The sequence below is a fragment of the Schwartzia succinivorans DSM 10502 genome, assembly GCF_900129225.1.
Classification (GTDB): domain Bacteria; phylum Bacillota; class Negativicutes; order Selenomonadales; family Selenomonadaceae; genus Schwartzia; species Schwartzia succinivorans.
Genome location: NZ_FQUG01000003.1, coordinates 278,113 through 294,635 on the forward strand (window position 1 = coordinate 278,113; position 16,523 = coordinate 294,635).

The 16,523-nt window shown below is 48.6% G+C and carries 21 protein-coding genes; all 21 read left to right on the plus strand.

Going from position 1 to position 16,523, the window contains the following annotated elements; all coding sequences use genetic code 11:
• Positions 1–70 precede the first annotated feature (70 nt).
• Positions 71–643, plus strand: coding sequence for a terminase small subunit (locus BUA83_RS04295; protein WP_234988239.1), 573 nt, complete (start codon positions 71–73; stop codon positions 641–643).
• Positions 615–1,868, plus strand: a complete 1,254-nt coding sequence (locus BUA83_RS04300; RefSeq protein WP_234988241.1) for a PBSX family phage terminase large subunit — start codon at positions 615–617, stop codon at positions 1,866–1,868. The genes BUA83_RS04295 and BUA83_RS04300 overlap by 29 nt, the downstream gene beginning before the upstream one ends.
• 9 nt (positions 1,869–1,877) lie before the next feature.
• Positions 1,878–3,272, plus strand: coding sequence for a phage portal protein (locus BUA83_RS04305; RefSeq protein WP_072934956.1), 1,395 nt, complete (start codon positions 1,878–1,880; stop codon positions 3,270–3,272).
• On the plus strand, positions 3,265–3,453 hold the full coding sequence (locus BUA83_RS04310) for a hypothetical protein (protein ID WP_072934957.1): 189 nt from the start codon (positions 3,265–3,267) through the stop codon (positions 3,451–3,453). Before BUA83_RS04305 ends, BUA83_RS04310 begins: the two co-directional genes overlap by 8 nt.
• A 56-nt stretch (positions 3,454–3,509) precedes the next feature.
• Positions 3,510–4,136: a phage scaffolding protein gene (locus BUA83_RS04315; protein WP_072934958.1), complete on the plus strand. Its 627-nt coding sequence runs from the start codon at positions 3,510–3,512 to the stop codon at positions 4,134–4,136.
• Positions 4,137–4,150: 14 nt separating this feature from the next.
• The gene (locus BUA83_RS04320) at positions 4,151–5,140 is read left to right on the plus strand and encodes a major capsid protein (protein ID WP_072934959.1); all 990 of its coding nucleotides are present in this window, start codon (positions 4,151–4,153) and stop codon (positions 5,138–5,140) included.
• A 19-nt stretch (positions 5,141–5,159) separates the two neighbouring features.
• On the plus strand, positions 5,160–6,587 hold the full coding sequence (locus BUA83_RS04325) for a minor capsid protein (protein WP_072934960.1): 1,428 nt from the start codon (positions 5,160–5,162) through the stop codon (positions 6,585–6,587).
• On the plus strand, positions 6,541–6,807 hold the full coding sequence (locus BUA83_RS04330; RefSeq protein WP_159430474.1) for a hypothetical protein: 267 nt from the start codon (positions 6,541–6,543) through the stop codon (positions 6,805–6,807). Before BUA83_RS04325 ends, BUA83_RS04330 begins: the two co-directional genes overlap by 47 nt.
• Before the next feature lie 80 nt (positions 6,808–6,887).
• Positions 6,888–7,835 (plus strand): LAPAL motif-containing putative phage structural protein, encoded by a 948-nt coding sequence (locus BUA83_RS04335; RefSeq protein ID WP_072934962.1) that lies wholly within the window; start codon positions 6,888–6,890, stop codon positions 7,833–7,835.
• A 72-nt stretch (positions 7,836–7,907) separates the two neighbouring features.
• A complete protein-coding gene (locus tag BUA83_RS04340; protein WP_072934963.1) occupies positions 7,908–8,270 on the plus strand; it encodes a head-tail connector protein in 363 nt (120 codons plus the stop codon).
• Positions 8,261–8,635, plus strand: a complete 375-nt coding sequence (locus BUA83_RS04345; RefSeq protein WP_094756458.1) for a hypothetical protein — start codon at positions 8,261–8,263, stop codon at positions 8,633–8,635. The genes BUA83_RS04340 and BUA83_RS04345 overlap by 10 nt, the downstream gene beginning before the upstream one ends.
• A gap of 1 nt (position 8,636) precedes the next feature.
• Positions 8,637–9,179: an HK97 gp10 family phage protein gene (locus BUA83_RS04350; protein WP_072934965.1), complete on the plus strand. Its 543-nt coding sequence runs from the start codon at positions 8,637–8,639 to the stop codon at positions 9,177–9,179.
• Positions 9,169–9,597: a phage tail terminator family protein gene (locus tag BUA83_RS04355; protein WP_072934966.1), complete on the plus strand. Its 429-nt coding sequence runs from the start codon at positions 9,169–9,171 to the stop codon at positions 9,595–9,597. The genes BUA83_RS04350 and BUA83_RS04355 overlap by 11 nt, the downstream gene beginning before the upstream one ends.
• Positions 9,598–9,602: 5 nt before the next feature.
• Positions 9,603–9,812 carry a hypothetical protein gene (locus BUA83_RS04360; RefSeq protein WP_072934967.1) on the plus strand — a complete coding sequence of 70 codons (210 nt, stop codon included), beginning with the start codon at positions 9,603–9,605 and terminating at the stop codon, positions 9,810–9,812.
• A gap of 14 nt (positions 9,813–9,826) precedes the next feature.
• Complete coding sequence (locus BUA83_RS04365) at positions 9,827–11,182, plus strand: phage tail sheath subtilisin-like domain-containing protein (RefSeq protein WP_072934968.1); 1,356 nt, start codon at positions 9,827–9,829, stop codon at positions 11,180–11,182.
• A gap of 64 nt (positions 11,183–11,246) precedes the next feature.
• Positions 11,247–11,732 (plus strand): phage tail tube protein, encoded by a 486-nt coding sequence (locus BUA83_RS04370; RefSeq protein ID WP_072934969.1) that lies wholly within the window; start codon positions 11,247–11,249, stop codon positions 11,730–11,732.
• A 17-nt stretch (positions 11,733–11,749) separates the two neighbouring features.
• On the plus strand, positions 11,750–12,178 hold the full coding sequence (locus tag BUA83_RS04375; protein ID WP_072934970.1) for a phage tail assembly chaperone: 429 nt from the start codon (positions 11,750–11,752) through the stop codon (positions 12,176–12,178).
• Between the two features lie 235 nt (positions 12,179–12,413).
• Positions 12,414–14,384 (plus strand): tape measure protein, encoded by a 1,971-nt coding sequence (locus BUA83_RS04380; protein WP_072934971.1) that lies wholly within the window; start codon positions 12,414–12,416, stop codon positions 14,382–14,384.
• Entirely contained in the window at positions 14,381–15,088 is a 708-nt protein-coding gene (locus BUA83_RS04385) for a hypothetical protein (protein ID WP_072934972.1), read from the plus strand. The genes BUA83_RS04380 and BUA83_RS04385 overlap by 4 nt, the downstream gene beginning before the upstream one ends.
• Positions 15,081–16,112, plus strand: a complete 1,032-nt coding sequence (locus tag BUA83_RS04390; protein ID WP_234988243.1) for an XkdQ/YqbQ family protein — start codon at positions 15,081–15,083, stop codon at positions 16,110–16,112. The genes BUA83_RS04385 and BUA83_RS04390 overlap by 8 nt, the downstream gene beginning before the upstream one ends.
• Positions 16,109–16,519 carry a DUF2577 domain-containing protein gene (locus tag BUA83_RS04395; RefSeq protein ID WP_072934973.1) on the plus strand — a complete coding sequence of 137 codons (411 nt, stop codon included), beginning with the start codon at positions 16,109–16,111 and terminating at the stop codon, positions 16,517–16,519. Before BUA83_RS04390 ends, BUA83_RS04395 begins: the two co-directional genes overlap by 4 nt.
• Positions 16,520–16,523 lie beyond the last annotated feature (4 nt).

Sequence of the window (16,523 nt, forward strand, 5' to 3'; positions counted from 1 at the left end):
TCCAAAATGTGTTATTGTAGTAGTGTGAAGTTTTCATGATATGGGAAACCTCCTTTTGCGGAAGGGCTCGATGACGGCAGCGTCGGGCCCTTTTGTTATGCATAAATTCAAGCGGGAGTGTGGTGAGGATGTAATGAAGCTGACAGAGAGGCAGAAAAGGTTTGTTGATTTCTATATCGAGACAGGCAACGCCAGCGAGGCGGCAAGGCTTGCCGGATACAGCCCTAAAGTAGCAAACAGAATAGGAACCGAAAACTTGTCTAAACTTGTCATACAGCAGGCAATCAACGCCCGCATGAAGCAGATTGAGTCGAAGCGCATCGCTAAGATGGATGAAGTGCTGCAGTTTTATACATCCGCCATGCGCGGGGAGCTGACGGACGAGCAGGTTGTTGTCGAGGGAGTAGGCGAAGGCTGCAGCGAGGCCCGGACTATTGAGGTGCGCATAAGCAGCAAGGACCGTATCAAGGCCGCCGAAAATCTCATGAAGCGGTATCCGATGGAGCTGGATACCGAGGAGCAGAAGGCGCGGATCAGGAAGCTGACGGCGGATGTCCAGAACGCTCTTGACGAACACGCGGAGGATGATGTGCGTATCATAGATGATTTGAGGGATGATGACGATGACAACGACGAAGCTTAGTGACGTTGTAGCGCGTCAATTCATCAGCGTTCACAGGGACGTCCAGGAACATAATCACACATATTACTGGCTGAAGGGCGGCCGCGGTTCCACGAAATCCTCTTTTATCAGCATTGAAATACCGTTCCTGATGCTTAAAAATCCGATGTGTCATGCGGTGGTGCTGCGTAAGGTTGGAAATACCGTAAAGAACAGTGTTTTCCCTCAGCTTCAGTGGGGTATCGACAGCTTAGGGCTGTCGGGAAAATTCAAATCAAAGACATCGCCGCATGAAATCAGGTACAAAAAGACAGGTCAGAAAATACTGTTCCTTGGCTGCGATGACCCGCAAAAGATTAAATCAATCAAGCTCCCTTTCGGATATGTGGGGATTGTCTGGTATGAAGAGCTCGACCAGTTCAGCGGTATGGAAGAAATACGAAACCTCAACCAGTCACTTTTGCGCGGCGGTTCGAAGTTCTGGGTATTCGGCTCCTTCAATCCGCCAAAATCCCAGAATAACTGGGTAAACGAGGAACAGATTGTATACGACCCCGCGCGGCTTGTACATCATTCGACATATCTGAATGTTCCTCGTGATTGGCTGGGGCCGCAATTCTTTGACGATGCCGAAAAGCTGAAGACAAAAAATTACATGTCGTATGAGCATGAATATCTCGGCAAGGTCACCGGCACCGGCGGCGCGGTATTCGACAACGTAGAGGATATGGAGATGAGCAGGAAGCTTGTCGAATCCTTCGACCATGTCTACTACGGCCTTGACTTCGGTTTTTCCATTGACCCTCTTGCTTTTGTGGCCATGCACTATGACGCAAAGCACGAGGTTTTATATATTTTCGACGAAATCTACCAGCAGAAGCTTTTGAACAAGACAGCAGCAGGGATGATTCTCCCGAAGGTTTCCACGGCTCCCGTATTTGCGGATGCAGCGGAACCGAAATCCATTGCCGATATGAAGACCTACGGGCTGCATATCTATCCGGCAAGGAAGGGAAGGGACAGCGTGGAGCATGGTATCAAGTGGCTGCAGGATAGAGCAAAGATTTACATTGACAAACGGCGCTGTCCGAACGTGTACCGCGAATTTGTCGGGTACGAGTACGAGAGGAACCGCCAAGGGCAGTTTATTTCCGCTTATCCTGACAGGGACAATCACGCAATCGATGCGGTGCGCTACGGCCTGTCAAATGTCATGCGTTCGAGCGGTGTCCGGGTACTTAAGTGAGGTGATTTTATGGAATTGGATGCAGCGAAAAAACTGATTAACAAATATACGCAGGGACATGCGGATTTTATTGCTCACGCGATGATGGCAGAGCGGTATTACGCGGTCAAAAACGATATCATGTTCAGGCCGCCAAAGCATCAGACACTCCCGGACGGGACTGTTTCTGACGGAACGCCTCTCAGGAAGGCTGATAATAAAATTCCGTTCAGCTTCTACAAGCTTCTCGTTGACCAGAAGGCGAGCTACATGTTCACAGCTCCGCCGCTTTTCGATGTCGGCAACGACGAGGATAACAAGATTATCGCGGAGGGCCTCGGCGATGCCTACGCACGTAACATGAAAAACCTGTGCGTGAATGCATCGAATGCGGGTGTTGCGTGGCTGCATTACTGGTCTGATGAATCAGGCTTCAGGTATGCGGTTGTACCCAGCACGCAGATTATTCCTGTATGGAGCCATAAGCTGGACAGGGAGCTTCTGGCGGTGCTTCGTGTTTACCGTGAATTTGACGATGCCGGTGACGAATGGGATGTGTATGAATACTGGACGGACAGAGAATGCAGCGCATTCAGGAAACGCGCTGCCGATGATGTCATGACGGGGCTCTGTACGTGCCCGATGTTCACTGACTTCTATGTCGCAGGCGCGGCAGCGGATGAAAATATCCTGATTCATGATTATGGCCGTGTACCGTTCATACCGTTCTTCAACAATGGCGGCCACAGCAGTGACCTTGACGCGGTGAAGCACCTGATTGACGTATACGACAAGACATTCTCAGGCTTTGTTGATGACCTTGAGGATATTCAGGAAGTTATTCTCGTGCTCACGAACTACGGCGGGCAGGACCTTAAATCCCTCATGGATGACCTGAAATATTACAAGGCAATCAGTCTTGATTCGGCAGGCGACGGGGACAGGTCGGGGCTCTCGACACTGTCTATCGAGATACCTGTTGAAGCACGCGACAAGCTTCTCGAGATTACCCGCAAGGCAATCTTTGACATGGGGCAGGGTGTTGACCCGCAGCAGCAGGGACTTACTCATACATCAGGTGAGGCGATGAAGTTTCTGTATGCGCTTCTGGAGCTTAAGGTAGGACTTATGGAAACAGAGTTCAAGCTTTCGCTTAATCAGCTTGTGAGGGCCATTATGCAGCACGCAGGCCGCACAGTTAAGAACATAACGCAGACATGGACACGCACCAGCATCCGGAATGATTCGGAGCTTGCCGAGATGTGCGCGAAGTCTGTGGGCATTATCTCAAACAAGACGATTCTTAAGAATCATCCATTTGTTGAGAATGCCGAGGAAGAGCAGAAGCAGATTGAAAAGGAGGATGCCGCCAGAGCTGATGACGGGTATCCGGGCTTAGGCGAAGGAGGTGGAGAAGATGTTTGAGCTGCTTTGTGAATACGCCCGCACTTTCGGGCAGGATTTCCCGATTTCTGCGGTGATGGATAATTCCAATGAGAACGGCGTAGTTCAGATTGTGCAGAAGGCACTTGCTGAAAATAAGCCGTTTGAGGTACCGAAAAAGGAAACTGCCAAGGTTAAGGAAAACGGGAAAAATAAAAAATAACAACGTCCTTATGGTGGCAGGTTACCACCGTAAAAACCGGATAGGAGAGATTTATTATGACCATTGCTGAATTGCTTAAAAATATCGGTGTCGCAGAGGATAAGATGGCGGATGCGGAAAAGGCCGTGAAGTCATTCCTCGACGGTGAGTTTGTTCCAAAGAGCAGATTCAACGAAGTGAACGAGTCGAAAAAGTCGCTGACTGACCAGCTGGCAGAACGCGATAAGCAGCTGACCTCTCTCAAGAAATCAGCAGGCGATAATGAAGGGCTTAAAAAGCAGATTGAAGAGCTGCAGACAGCCAATAAAGAACAGAAGGCCGCTTTCGAGGAGCAGGCCAAGGCGCTGAAAATCGACACGGCGATTAAGCTTGCTATCGCTGACAGTGCACAGGATGCCGATATTGTGGCAGGCCTTATTGATAAGGCAAAAGTCATCTTGGGCGAAGATGGAAAAGTCGCCGGACTTACCGAACAGGTGGAGGCCCTCAAAAAGGATAAGGCATTCCTTTTCAAGGGCGCACCGGGAGGTAGTCCTCATTACAACCCCAACGGCGGGGGCAATCCGCCGGTAACGAATCCGTTCAAGAAGGAAACCTTCAACCTGACGGAGCAGGGAAAAATGCTTAAGGAAAATCCCGAACAGGCACGCGCTATGGCCGCCGAAGCGGGAGTAACAATTTGAAAGGATGATTAATAATGGCAACTACACTTCAGGATATTATCGTTCCTGAGCTCTTCACGCCGTACACGGTACAGAAGACAATGGAGCTTTCCGCTCTCTTTACAAGCGGAATCGTCGCTCACTCTCCGGAGTTTGACCGACTTGCAAGCGAAGCGGCACCGCTTCACAATATGCCGTTCTTTGAGGATCTGGCAGGTGACTCTGAAAACGTCATCGAGGGCAATGACCTCACGGCCGCAAAGATTACCAGCAAGGCAGATGTTTCCACGACAATCCGCCGTGCTAAGGCATGGGCTGCAACAGACCTTTCTGCTGCACTGGCAGGAAAAGACCCGATGGCCGCTATCGGTTCTCTCGTAGCGGGCTTCTGGGCACGTGATATGCAGAAGGAGCTTATCAATACGCTTAATGGTGTATTCGGCAGCTACACTGCAGAAGGCGAAACGGTTACGCCGCTGGCTGACCATATTCTCGATATTTCCGGCGGCACAGGTGCAGCAGCTAATATTTCTGCATCTGCTTTTATTGATGCCTGCCAGCTCCTTGGTGATGCACAGGGCCAGCTCACTGCAGTTGCTATGCATTCTGCAACCAAGGCTTACCTCAAGAAGCAGAACCTCATCCAGACGGAACGCGATTCCACGGATGTTGAATTTGAGGTGTACCAGGGCCGCCGCGTTATCGTTGATGACGGATGCCCGGTAGCAAATGGCGTATACACGACATACCTCTTTGGGCAGGGCGCTGTCGCATACGGCAATGGCTCTCCGGTCGGTTTTGTTCCGACGGAAATTGACCGTGACAAGCGCAAGGGTTCCGGTATTGATTACCTCATCAACCGCAAGACCTTCATCCTGCATCCGCGCGGAGTCAAGTTCACGAACACTGTACGTGCGAACACGGAGACGGTTTCCCGTGCTGAGCTTGCGAACGCAAAGAACTGGGAGCGCGTATATGAGCCGAAGGCAATCCGCATGGTTTGCTTCAAGCACAAACTGGGTTAATTAAGTAAGGAGGAGCGCCGTGAAAAGCTCGGAATATTGGCAGCGCCGGTTTGATGAGCTGGAAGCGGCGCTTTTAAGAAAAGGTGAAAGGTATAACGCATCGGAGGTTGAACGCCAGTTCAAGATGGCCATGGCTGCTATCGAAAAGGAAATCTCGTATTGGTATCAGCGTTTAGGCTCCAATAACGGGGTATCCGCTGCGGAAGCAAGAAGGCTTTTGTCAGCAGATGAACTCAGGGAGTTTCACTGGACAGTTGAGGAATATATCAAGTACGGACGTACGGCAGGCTTTACCGACAAGTGGATGAAGCAGCTGGAAAATGCATCCGCCAAGGCACATATTTCGAGACTGGATGCCATTAAGCTTCAGATTCAGCAGCAGATAGAGGTCTTGTACGGCAATCAGGTTGACGGGCTTGACCGTCTGATGCGTGATATCTACACAGAGGGTTATAACAGGAGCGCCTATACCATTGATAAGGGTATGGGCGTTCATTATAATCTGGCTTCGACTGATTCAGGTCGAATTGATACGATTATCAATCAGCCCTGGGCTGGTGACGGAAAGATTTTTTCAGACCGGCTGTGGCGTGATAAGGATAAGCTGGTAAACACACTGCAGCAGGAAATGACACAGGCAGTAACACGCGGCGATAAGCTGGGTGATGCCGTTAAGAAAATAGCTTCCAGGATGAACGTGGCGAAATCTTCTGCCGCGCGTCTTGTAATGACCGAAAGCGCCTTCATAAGCGGCCGCTCACAAAGGGACTGCTTCAAGGGACTGGGTGTCAATAAATATGAATATGTAGCCACGCTTGACCGAAAGACTTCTGAGATTTGTCAGGAGATGGACGGCAAGGTTTTTGACATAGATGATTACAAGCCGGGAACGAACGCTCCGCCGATGCACTGTTGGTGCAGGTCGTGTATAGCTCCGTACTTCGATGATGAAGAAATAAGTGAACGCGCTGCACGTGATCCGAAGACAGGAAAAACGGTTCGTGTGCCGGGTGAAATGAAGTATGATTCATGGTATAATAAATACGTAGAGCCGACTACGAGGCCAACCGGAAAAGGCAACTGGGAAATCGGTTCCGATGGAAATATAGTTGTTACCGAGGTTGTCTCATCATCGTATGGTAAAGCCCCCGCCAGGGGGATTCCGAATGCTGTTGTTCAGCACAATCGAAAAAACGGGCAACATGATTTCGATTTATACGATGGCAATGGCTTTATGACATTGCAGGTTCATTGTGGAAATCATGGCAATCCTAAGCACCATGAGTATGGAATTTGTGGTGAACATGCTGCGGATTGGATATGGATTCTTGAGAATGGGAAATGGACGGGGCATCCTGGTATAGATAGAGAATTAACGGATGAGGAAAGAAGGTGGTTTGATGCTGAAATCAAAAGGGCAGTTAAGCATTCAAGAGCTAAGAAGTGAGATGGAGGAGTGGACGCTTTACGAGAATTTGTTCACGTATAACGGAAAAGAGTACGGATTGACGCATGAGGCCGCCGATGGAAGATATCATTTTTGTCCTATTGAGGGTGACGATCCCGGCCAATATTTTCCCGATTTCGATTCTGTTGTAAACGCTCCGTTGATAGAGGGCAAATCAATCGTAGAGCTTATTGATGAACTCGACTGGGATAGCTGGTAACTGATGAAGTTTACACAGAATTTAATGATGAGCCAGTATCATGATTCGAAACTGGCGAAGTACTTAAGGTAGGTGTAGCCATGACAACCATGAGAAAAGCCCGGATAGCTTATGATGGCTCAGCTATTGTTGATGGGAGCATGGATGTGCGAGAGTTAGCTCCCGCCCTGATTGCTTTTTCTGAGTTCATTGAAAGCGCTAATAAGGTTCTTGGCGGAGAAAGCAAAATTAAAGTAATGCTCAACCAAGACAGTATAAAGAAGGGTTCGTTTGATATTACATTCTTGCTGGATGTAGGTATATTGGAACAAGCGAAGCTGTTTATGGATATGTCAAAGAACACCGGGCTTGATGATTTAATGACAATTCTGGGGTACGGCTCATTTTTGGGCGGGGGTGTGTTTAGCCTTATAAAAGGGGTTAAAGGGCGCCACATAAAAGATATTCAGCAATCTGGTGATAAAGCTTCGATAATATTGGACAACAACGAGGCGATAAAAACAGATGGTAAAACTTTAAAAGTCTTTTTGGATGCTGAATGTCGTTTGAAGATTGAACATATTATAAAGCCGATAACTACAACGGGAATTGACCGTTTTGAGATTCGGGACCCTTCAGGTGAACATAACAAAGCTCCTATTGAAAGTGTTACGTCGGAAGAGGCATATCTTTATAAGTCTCCCGGAGCTGAAGAAATGAAGGACGAACAGCTGTCTAAACCTATTCAGCAGGAAATGTTTGTAAAGATTAATTCTGTGAATTTTACAGATGGAAAGTGGCGTTTTTCTGATAATACCAATCCTGCTTTTTGGGCGAAAATGGCCGATGAGGAGTTTATGTCCAAAGTGAATCATGGCGAGATTTCTTTTACATCGGGGGACATGATTAAAATACGATATAGACTTATTCAAAGTATAAAAAAAGGACAGCTTTCCTCAGAGTATATTGTGGATAAGGTTTTGGATTTTATAGCAGCGCCACGAAATATAAAACTTGATTTCGACTATAATCCGAATGACTCACAATAATGACTATCAAGAACAACAAACCGTCTGAGCAATCAGGCGGTTTTCTTATGCCCATTTACAGGAGGTGATGTTATGGTATTAGAGGTAAGTATTTTGAAGGAGCTTCTCGGCATGGATTCGGAAGACACAGGGAAGGATACGCTGCTGCAGTTCGTGCTGGATAATGTGCAGGAAGTCATTTTGAATTACTGTCATATTGATGAACTGCCTGATGGGCTTTCCAATACGGCCTACCGCATGGCCATGGACTTGTACCGCAATGAGGGTATCGGCAGCGCGGAAGGAAAGACCGGAGAGGTTACGTCAATCAAGGAAGGCGATACGGAGATTTCTTTCGGCTCCAGTAAATATTCTGCGGGCTTTGCGGAATCCGTGCTCAAGAATTATGCTATGCAGCTGAACAGATACAGAAGGGTGGTATCGTCATGCAGATAGATGTTGTCAGGGCGCGGGCGCGTGCAGAAATAGAACGCCTTTACGATGGACGATGCACTATTTACAGGTACGTTCAGGGCAAGGCCGCCGGCGGCGAGAATATCAAAACGCGGGAGGAGCTTTACTCCGATGTTTCCTGCAGGCTTTCCTATGACAGCGCACCTGCCGCATCCGATTCTGATACTGTTGATACGCTTGCACAGGATATCACGCTTTTCCTTCCGCCTGAGGCTGATGTGCCTGCAGGCTGCTATATTGTAGTATCGCAGGCAGGAAAAACGCAGACATACCAGAACAGCGGGCATCCCAAAGTGTATTTTACGCATCAGGAAATCAAACTCGATGTAGTAAAGGACCGTGTTTGATATGGCAGAGATTGATATTTCACAGCTTGAAGCGTTCAAGGACAGTCTTTCGAAAAGAGCTGACTGGAATGATTTTGTTGAGGCAAATGCCAGGGAGCTTGCCGCGCGGTTCCTGCGTAAGGTTATCAAACGGACTCCCGTTGGTGATGGTACTTTTGAGTATGAACCGGGAAACAAGGAGCTGCAGCGGCTCACGAACGGAGGTACACTCCGAAGGGGTTGGACAGTCAAGACGGAGGAAGAAGCTGCCGGAGGGCGGGCACCGAGTGCAATTGCTCACGCTGCAACGCTCAAGATATCAAAACGGGGCAGAAACTACGCGGTAACGCTGGTTAATCCATGCCACTATGCTTCGTATGTGGAATACGGGCACAGGCAGACTCCGGGAAGGTTTGTTCCTGCCATCGGGAAACGGCTCAAAAAGAGCTGGGTCCGTGGCCAGTTCATGATGACCAAGAGTGCGAAGGAGCTGAACAAGGAAGCGCCCAAAGTGATTCAAAGAAGGCTGGATGCGTATTTGCGGGAGGTGCTGAATGGAAAATGATGTAGTAAACGGGATTATTTCAAAGCTGCGTGATGTTTTCGGCGAAGAAACAGTCATATATCTTGATGAGGTCAAGCAGGAGCTTTCGGAGCCCTGCTTTTTTGTTAGGACGTTGGAAGTGTCACAGGAGCTTACAATCCGTAACAGATACCGCCGAGTCTACAACATGGACATTGAGTATCATCCCTCTGACCATGAGACGGTAATGAGGGAAATTCAGCAGGTCGCGGATACGCTTCTGATGCAGCTTGAGTATATCCACGTTGGAGAGAATTTAACACGCGGTACAAATATCCGCTATGAGGTGCAGGACAAGGTTCTGCATTTTTTTGTTGATTATGATTTCTTTGTTTTCAAGGTCCTTGACAGGACTGAGAATATGGAAGACCTGATTCAGACACAAGAAGTAAAGGAGTGACAGGAATGGCAAAGAAGGATGAAGCAGTACAGACTGCACCTGAGGTGAAATTTACCCGGGAGGCTTTGGCTGCGTCGAAAAAGTACCGTCCTTGGTGTGATGTGCTTATGATCATGCTTGAGGATGGGAAAGAGTACACAATGGCAGAAGCAGATGCAGCTGTCGAGAAGTTCAAAACTATGCCGGTTAAAGAGCCGGTTGTGGCAAAGGCGTAAAGGAGTGATTATTAATGGCACTTGGTGGAGGAACATGGTTGTTCCAAAATAAGAAGCTTCCCGGTACGTATATCAATTTCGTATCGAGGGTGCGTGCTACGGCAGAGATTGCAGACCGTGGCTATGGTACGATGGCACTTGAGCTTGACTGGGGTCCGGTCGGTGAGGTGTTCACTGTAACAGCAGAGGATTTTCAGGAAAACTGCATGAAGTGGTTCGGTTACGATTACACGGCACCGGAGTTAAAACCGCTGCGTGATTTGTTCCTGAACCTCAAAACAGGTTATTTCTGGCGGCTTGACAACGGCTCCGTGAAAGCGGCCTGCACGATTGCACGGGCGAAATATACCGGCATCCGCGGCAATGATATCAAGGTAGCGGTTACGGCAAACGTAGATGATGATACGAAGTTTGATATCACGACATACATGCTTGTGGACGGCGTTAATACGAAGGTCGATGAGCAGAAGAACGTAACGGGCTGGGACGATGTTGAGGATAACGATTATGTTGACTGGATTCGTACAGAAGACCTTGCACTCACCGCAGGAATTAATCTCACGGGCGGTACGAACGGCGAGGCTATTGTAGGCCTCCAGTATCAGGAATACATTGACGCTATCGAACCATATTACTTCAACACGATGGGATATGCCGGTTCCGATGCGACAATCCAGCAGCTTTTGATTCAGTTCACGAAGCGTATGCGCGATGCTTCCGGCGCAAAGTTCCAGCTTGTTATTTACGGCAGGGAAGGCGTTGATTACGAGGGCGTTATCAGCGTCAAGAACCAGGTCAAGGACGCAGGTGCGCTTCCGGGTTCTGCTGTTTACTGGCTGACTGGTGCAGAGGCGTCCTGCCCTGTGAATGCTTCCTGTACGAATAAAACCTATGACGGTGAGTACACCATCAATACTAAGTACAGCCAGACGGAGCTTGAGCAGGCCATTACTACAGGCATGCTGATTTTCCACAATGTGGCAGATGCAGTAAGCGGCGATGTGGTCGGCAAGACGAATATCCTTACGGATATCAATACTTTCACGAGCCATACGAAGCATAAGAATGAGGACTTCTCCCTCAATCAGGTAATTCGCGTTCTTGATCAGATTGCTATTGATGTAGCGCATCTCTTTAACACGATTTACCTGGGCAAAGAGCAGAACGATGAAGACGGGCGCACGGCTCTCTGGGGTGATATTGTAGCGCTCCACAAAGAGTATCAGCGCGTACGTGCTATTCAGAACTTTAATCCTGAGGATGTGCCGATTCCGACACAGGGCGATGCCAAGACAACGGTTATGCTGAATTATGCTGTACAGCCTACATGCTGTATGGAGAAGCTCTACGCTACAATCGAGGTAGCGTAAGGGGAAAGAATAACAGGGGCGGGAGTATTCCTGCCCTATTGTATTTTGAAAGGAGAATAAAACTATGGCTATTGATGCAATTCGCACGATGCAGGCTAAGGATGTTATTGCAGCCAAGATGGCATCCGCCTATATCACGGTTGACGGCGAACGTTATCTGCTGTTTCAGGCAAAGAACCTGAAGGCGACTCTTGAGAAGGAAAAGAAGGAAGTCGCGATTCTCGGTAAGATGAGTAAAGGCCATAAGGCAGTAGCGGTGAACGGTACAGGGTCCATGACAATCTATAAGAACACGGCAATCTTCGACAAGATGCTTTTGAAGCTCAAGAGCACGGGCGAAGATACGTATTTTGATATGCAGATTACGAACAATGACCCGACGTCTGAGGCAGGCCGCCAGACTACTATCCTGAAGGACTGTAATATCGACAGCGGCATTGTGGCAAACTTTGATGCTGATGGTGAATGGCTGGAGCAGGATATTGATTTCACATTTGAGGATATTGAGCAGCCTGAGCAGTTTGCTGTTCTTGACGGTATGCGTAACTAAGAAGGAGAGGGAATCCCATGGAAGAAAATTTGAAGGCATTTCTTGCGGAGAATGTTATTAAGGCGGATGAGATTGAATATGTGGCTTCCAGTCGTTTTGTAGGTGCTGACAAGAAGCCTATACCGTGGAAGATTGCGCCGATTACGAGCGATGAAAACGAAGCTATCGTAGCACGCTGCAAGCATAAAACCATGGTGCCGGGAACGCGCGAGGTGAAGATAACAGTTGATTCTGAGGAATATGCTGCAGAGCTTATTGTTGCATGTGTAAAGTTCCCGAATCTCAACACGGAACAGCTTCAGACTTCGTATGGTGCAATCGGTGCAGCGGCGCTGGTTAAGAAGATGCTTACTCCGGGAGAGTATCAGGATTTGTTCAATGCCGTTCTTGAAGCGAATAACTTTGAGGTTGGCATGGATGAGAAGGTAACGAAAGCAAAAAACTGATTGAAGGGGGCGACCTGCACGCGAATGTCGCGTACTATGCGCTCCTGAAACTTCATATTTTACCGCATGAGCTTTTCGAGCTGCCTGAGAATGAACGCGCGTTCATATATGCAGCTATCTCACTTAAGGTAAAGGCCGACAAGGCGGCAGCCGAAAAGGCCAAGCGGAAAAAGCGTTAAATGACAGCCCCGAAAGGGGCTTTTCTTTTGAAAATTTTTAGGAAGGAGGGCGTTTAATGGCAACGATACAGCAGACAATCGCATTGATTGATGGTGTTACTCCGGTGTTGAACAAGATTACTAACTCCGCATCCAAGGTAATTGATAAATTCAAAACTACTGCAAAAGCGGCTACAGTGATGGAGCAGGCCGCAGCGGCAGGGGCACGCGGTGTTGAAGCGGCTGTGAATCGTGTCAGAAGCTCTTTTGGCAATCTGGGTTCAGAGCTTCGCGGTATCGGCGGCAGCATAAAAACCGCTTTAAGCGGAACGCTCGGACAGTTTACCGTGGGTAATCTTTTAGCCAGTGGAATTGAGCGGGCGGTCAGTGCGGCGGCACAGCTTCCAGGAAGGCTCTTGGCGGCAAGTGATGCCTACGCGGGCATTCAGGCGCGCCTTCGTCTTGTTGCAGGCGGAGCTGAACAGGCTGCGGAGCTGAACCAGAGAATATATGAATCGGCGCAGCGGTCTCGGGGTAGTTATGACCAGATGGCTGATTCTGTTTCGAAAATTGCTATGACAGCGAAAGCGGCTTTTCCTGATCCGAAGGATGTCGTTCCGTTCATGGAAGGTATCCAGAAGCTCTTTGTCATTGGAGGTACCGATGCAGAACAGCAGCGTAATGCTCTTCTGCAGTTAACTCAGGCATTAGGCTCGGGACGGCTGCAGGGCGATGAGTTCCGCTCGATTGCTGAGGCGGCTCCGCTCATTGAAAAGATGGTTGCCCAGTATATGGAAATTGACTCCGGCAAACTTAAAGAGATGTCAAGTCAAGGATTAATCACCGCTGATGTCTTAAAAAATGCTATCCTCTCTAACTTGGGAGATATATCCGAGCAATTTCAATCGATGGGGTATACATGGGAACAGCGCATGACCATAGTAGCCAATGCAGGCCAATGGGCAATGCAGACCGTACACAAGCAGCTGAATGTACTGGCAAACAGTAAAGCCGGGGAAACGATAATGAACGGTCTTATTCAGGCCATAAATATTGCGGTATACGCCATTGAGGGGCTTATCAATAACCTCATATGGATAGGCAATGTCATTGCGGATAACTGGACGTATATTCAGCCGTTCTTTGCGGGCTTTGTTGTGGCGGTTGGTGTTCTGGCTGTAGCTGCGGTATGGGAGCTTATCGGAGCGGTTGCGGCTCTTGAGATTGTGGCAAGCCCGATACTGGTTGTAGTCGGTGCGGTTATGGCAGGTGTCGCGGCTTTCTACTTTGCGGTGGATGTCGTTAACCAGTTCATGGGGACAAGCATTTCTGCAACGGGAGTTATTTTCGGCGCGTTTGCATGGCTTTTCACAGGTATCATGAACGGGATTAAGTTCGTAGCGAACATCATCATTGCCTGGGCTAATCTTCTGGGAAGTGTATTCGTAGACCCGCTCGGAGCTGCGTATAACTTCTTTGTTGATATCTGGACTGCAATTGTGGGGTTTGTCGGTGAAGCAATAAACAGCATCATCGATATGATTATGAAAATCCCGGGCATTGATAAGGTCATTGGCGGACGGCCTACGGTGGAGTTCAAAACGCTTGAACGAAAGGAAATTGCAGGCGCGGCATGGCATATCGATTCTTTTGAATACGGCAGCAGGACATACAACGCTGAGCAGGCATATCAGAAGGGAGCAGGTGACTGGGCGCCGGAGTTTAATATTCCTGATGGAGCTGCGGGTACCGGTGGCAGCGGAATAGAGAAAGCACTCGATGGTATCGGCGGTGACGCAGGAGATACGGCAGACAACACAGGCCGTATGGCTGAAGCTATGGAGATTACTGATGAGGAGCTGAAATATCTCCGTGATTTTGCGGAGCAGGAGGCAATCAACAAGTACACCACGGCTGAAGTCAAGATTGATATGGGCGGTATCAGCAACAATATTTCCAGCGACGTCGACGTAGACGGCATGATGACGTACATCAATGACAGCCTTATTTCGGCTATGCAGGCAGGTGCGGAGGAGGTGCATCCATGAGTTATTACTTCTTTATTGACGATACGATGCTTCCGGTTCCACCCGCGAAGATGACTATAAAAATCAAGGGCAAGAATAAGACCATCAACCTTATTAACGAGGGCGAGGTCAATATAATCAAAACGCCGGGACTCACGGAGATAGCTTTCGATGCCAGACTGCCGAACAGGAACTATCCTTTTGCAAATTATGATTCGTCGCTCACAGATGCGCTTACCAGTAACTTCTTGGGCAGCAGCTTCAGCTTCAAGAAGGCAAGCTATTTTATTGACAGGTTTGAGTCAGCCAAGAAGGCGCAGTACCCGATGAGGCTTATTATCAGCCGCATGTCGGGCGCGTTTTCCATGCTGTTCGATACGAATATGCTTGTTACGCTTGAGAATTACAGCATAAATGAGGATGCTGACGAGGGTTTTGATGTGACGTGCCCGCTCGTGTTCAAGCAGTATCGTCCTTACGGTACGAAGGAATGCGAGGTTACAACAGATGAAGACGGAAAACAGCATTTGACTGTAAAGGAAACACGCCCCGCGATAGGGCATGAGATTCCGACAGCAATGCGGATACGTAATGAGCAGTCAGTATGGGAAGCTGTTAAGGGTGTATCAAATGGCTCTCTTGACTGGAGGGCGGTTATGTCCGCAAACGGCATATCGAATCCATGCGAGAAGCTGAAGCCCGGGATGGTGATGCATCTTGGCTGAGTTCATGTCTAACAGTTCGGCGGCTGCGGGTGCCGCGGTTCAGCAGAACCAGAAACAGCTGCAGCTTGTTATCCACAATAAGGAAACAGACAAATATTACTGGCCCGCCGTTGAGGATGGTGTACGCTGGGAAACAAATTGGAAAGGCGCTCCCGGGAAACTTGCGTTCAAGGTTTTGAAGGATGAAATGCTTGATTTCCATGAGGGAGATACTGTTCAGGCAAACTATGGCGGAACGAATTTCTTTTACGGCTTTGTATTCGGTAAGCAGCATGACAAAGACGGTTCGATATCGGTAACGGCTTATGATCAGATACGCTATCTGAAAAACAAGGATATTTACATCTTCCTGAATAAGACAGCCGGTGAAGCAATTCAGTGCATTGCTGATGATTTTCAGCTTCAGACGGGAGAGCTTATGGATACGGGATATGTTATCCCAAAATATCGCGGCGCGAACAAAACGCTCCTGGATATTATTCAGACTCTCCTTGACATGACCACGGAGAACACCGGACGGCTGTACTGCTTCTATGATGATTTTGGAAAGCTCATGCTGAAAGACCTTGAGGAACTGAAGCTTGACCTTCTTATTGATTGCGAGACGGCGGAGAATTTCTCCTATGAATCCACAATCGACAAGGACACATATAATCAGGTGAAGCTTTATTACGACAACACAGACACAGGGAAGCGGGATGTATGGATGTCCAAGGACAGTGCCAATATAAAGCGCTGGGGCGTTCTGCAGCTGACGGAATCCGTCAATCCGAAAAAGGCGATTAACTTCGGTCAGATGGCTGATACAAAGCTGAAGCTCCACAACAGGGTAAAACGCACCCTGCGTATCAGAAACGCTTTCGGAGACCTTCGTGTAAGAGGCGGCTCGATGCTGTACGTAAATCTTAAGCTGGACGATATGACAATCACGAAACAGCTTATCGTGGAGTCGGTGAGACATACGCTTACGAACGGTCTGCATACAATGGAGCTGACGCTCAAAGGGGATGTGATTACGGGATGAGTACGGCAAACCTTTTACAAACGATTCAGCAGCTTTCAAAGCAAACGATGGAAGCCGGGGATCCTTCTGACTGGTGTCTCGGTGTTGTGGAAACGGAAAGCCCGTTATCAATCCGTATTGAACAGAAGGATGTTATTACGGAGGAGTTCTTGGAGCTTACCGACGCGGTCCGTGATTACAACGTGGATATCACAGTTAATCACACGACAGAGAACCGTTCAGGCGGCGGAGGATATGCCGAGTTCGCGAGTCATAATCATGACTATGTAGGGCGCAAGCGTATCACGGTACATAATGCGCTGCATGTGGGTGAAACGGTTATTCTGCTCCGTCAGCATGGCGGTCAGGGATTTGTAGTTCTCTCGCGTAACCATGACCATACAAACATTTCAGGACAATGGGGGTGATTCT

Excerpts from the sequence above, each read along its gene's own strand:
- BUA83_RS04310 (WP_072934957.1), top strand. The coding sequence starts at position 3,265 with ATGTTTGAGCTGCTTTGTGAATACGCCCGCACTTTCGGGCAGGATTTC.
- BUA83_RS04330 (WP_159430474.1), top strand. The coding sequence starts at position 6,541 with ATGCTGAAATCAAAAGGGCAGTTAAGCATTCAAGAGCTAAGAAGTGAG.
- BUA83_RS04380 (WP_072934971.1), top strand. The coding sequence starts at position 12,414 with ATGGCAACGATACAGCAGACAATCGCATTGATTGATGGTGTTACTCCG.
- BUA83_RS04360 (WP_072934967.1), top strand. The coding sequence starts at position 9,603 with ATGGCAAAGAAGGATGAAGCAGTACAGACTGCACCTGAGGTGAAATTT.
- BUA83_RS04300 (WP_234988241.1), top strand. The coding sequence starts at position 615 with ATGATGACGATGACAACGACGAAGCTTAGTGACGTTGTAGCGCGTCAA.
- BUA83_RS04320 (WP_072934959.1), top strand. The coding sequence starts at position 4,151 with ATGGCAACTACACTTCAGGATATTATCGTTCCTGAGCTCTTCACGCCG.
- BUA83_RS04315 (WP_072934958.1), top strand. The coding sequence starts at position 3,510 with ATGACCATTGCTGAATTGCTTAAAAATATCGGTGTCGCAGAGGATAAG.
- BUA83_RS04345 (WP_094756458.1), top strand. The coding sequence starts at position 8,261 with ATGCAGATAGATGTTGTCAGGGCGCGGGCGCGTGCAGAAATAGAACGC.
- BUA83_RS04305 (WP_072934956.1), top strand. The coding sequence starts at position 1,878 with ATGGAATTGGATGCAGCGAAAAAACTGATTAACAAATATACGCAGGGA.
- BUA83_RS04395 (WP_072934973.1), top strand. The coding sequence starts at position 16,109 with ATGAGTACGGCAAACCTTTTACAAACGATTCAGCAGCTTTCAAAGCAA.
- BUA83_RS04370 (WP_072934969.1), top strand. The coding sequence starts at position 11,247 with ATGGCTATTGATGCAATTCGCACGATGCAGGCTAAGGATGTTATTGCA.
- BUA83_RS04350 (WP_072934965.1), top strand. The coding sequence starts at position 8,637 with ATGGCAGAGATTGATATTTCACAGCTTGAAGCGTTCAAGGACAGTCTT.
- BUA83_RS04365 (WP_072934968.1), top strand. The coding sequence starts at position 9,827 with ATGGCACTTGGTGGAGGAACATGGTTGTTCCAAAATAAGAAGCTTCCC.
- BUA83_RS04355 (WP_072934966.1), top strand. The coding sequence starts at position 9,169 with ATGGAAAATGATGTAGTAAACGGGATTATTTCAAAGCTGCGTGATGTT.
- BUA83_RS04335 (WP_072934962.1), top strand. The coding sequence starts at position 6,888 with ATGACAACCATGAGAAAAGCCCGGATAGCTTATGATGGCTCAGCTATT.
- BUA83_RS04385 (WP_072934972.1), top strand. The coding sequence starts at position 14,381 with ATGAGTTATTACTTCTTTATTGACGATACGATGCTTCCGGTTCCACCC.
- BUA83_RS04340 (WP_072934963.1), top strand. The coding sequence starts at position 7,908 with ATGGTATTAGAGGTAAGTATTTTGAAGGAGCTTCTCGGCATGGATTCG.
- BUA83_RS04375 (WP_072934970.1), top strand. The coding sequence starts at position 11,750 with ATGGAAGAAAATTTGAAGGCATTTCTTGCGGAGAATGTTATTAAGGCG.
- BUA83_RS04295 (WP_234988239.1), top strand. The coding sequence starts at position 71 with ATGACGGCAGCGTCGGGCCCTTTTGTTATGCATAAATTCAAGCGGGAG.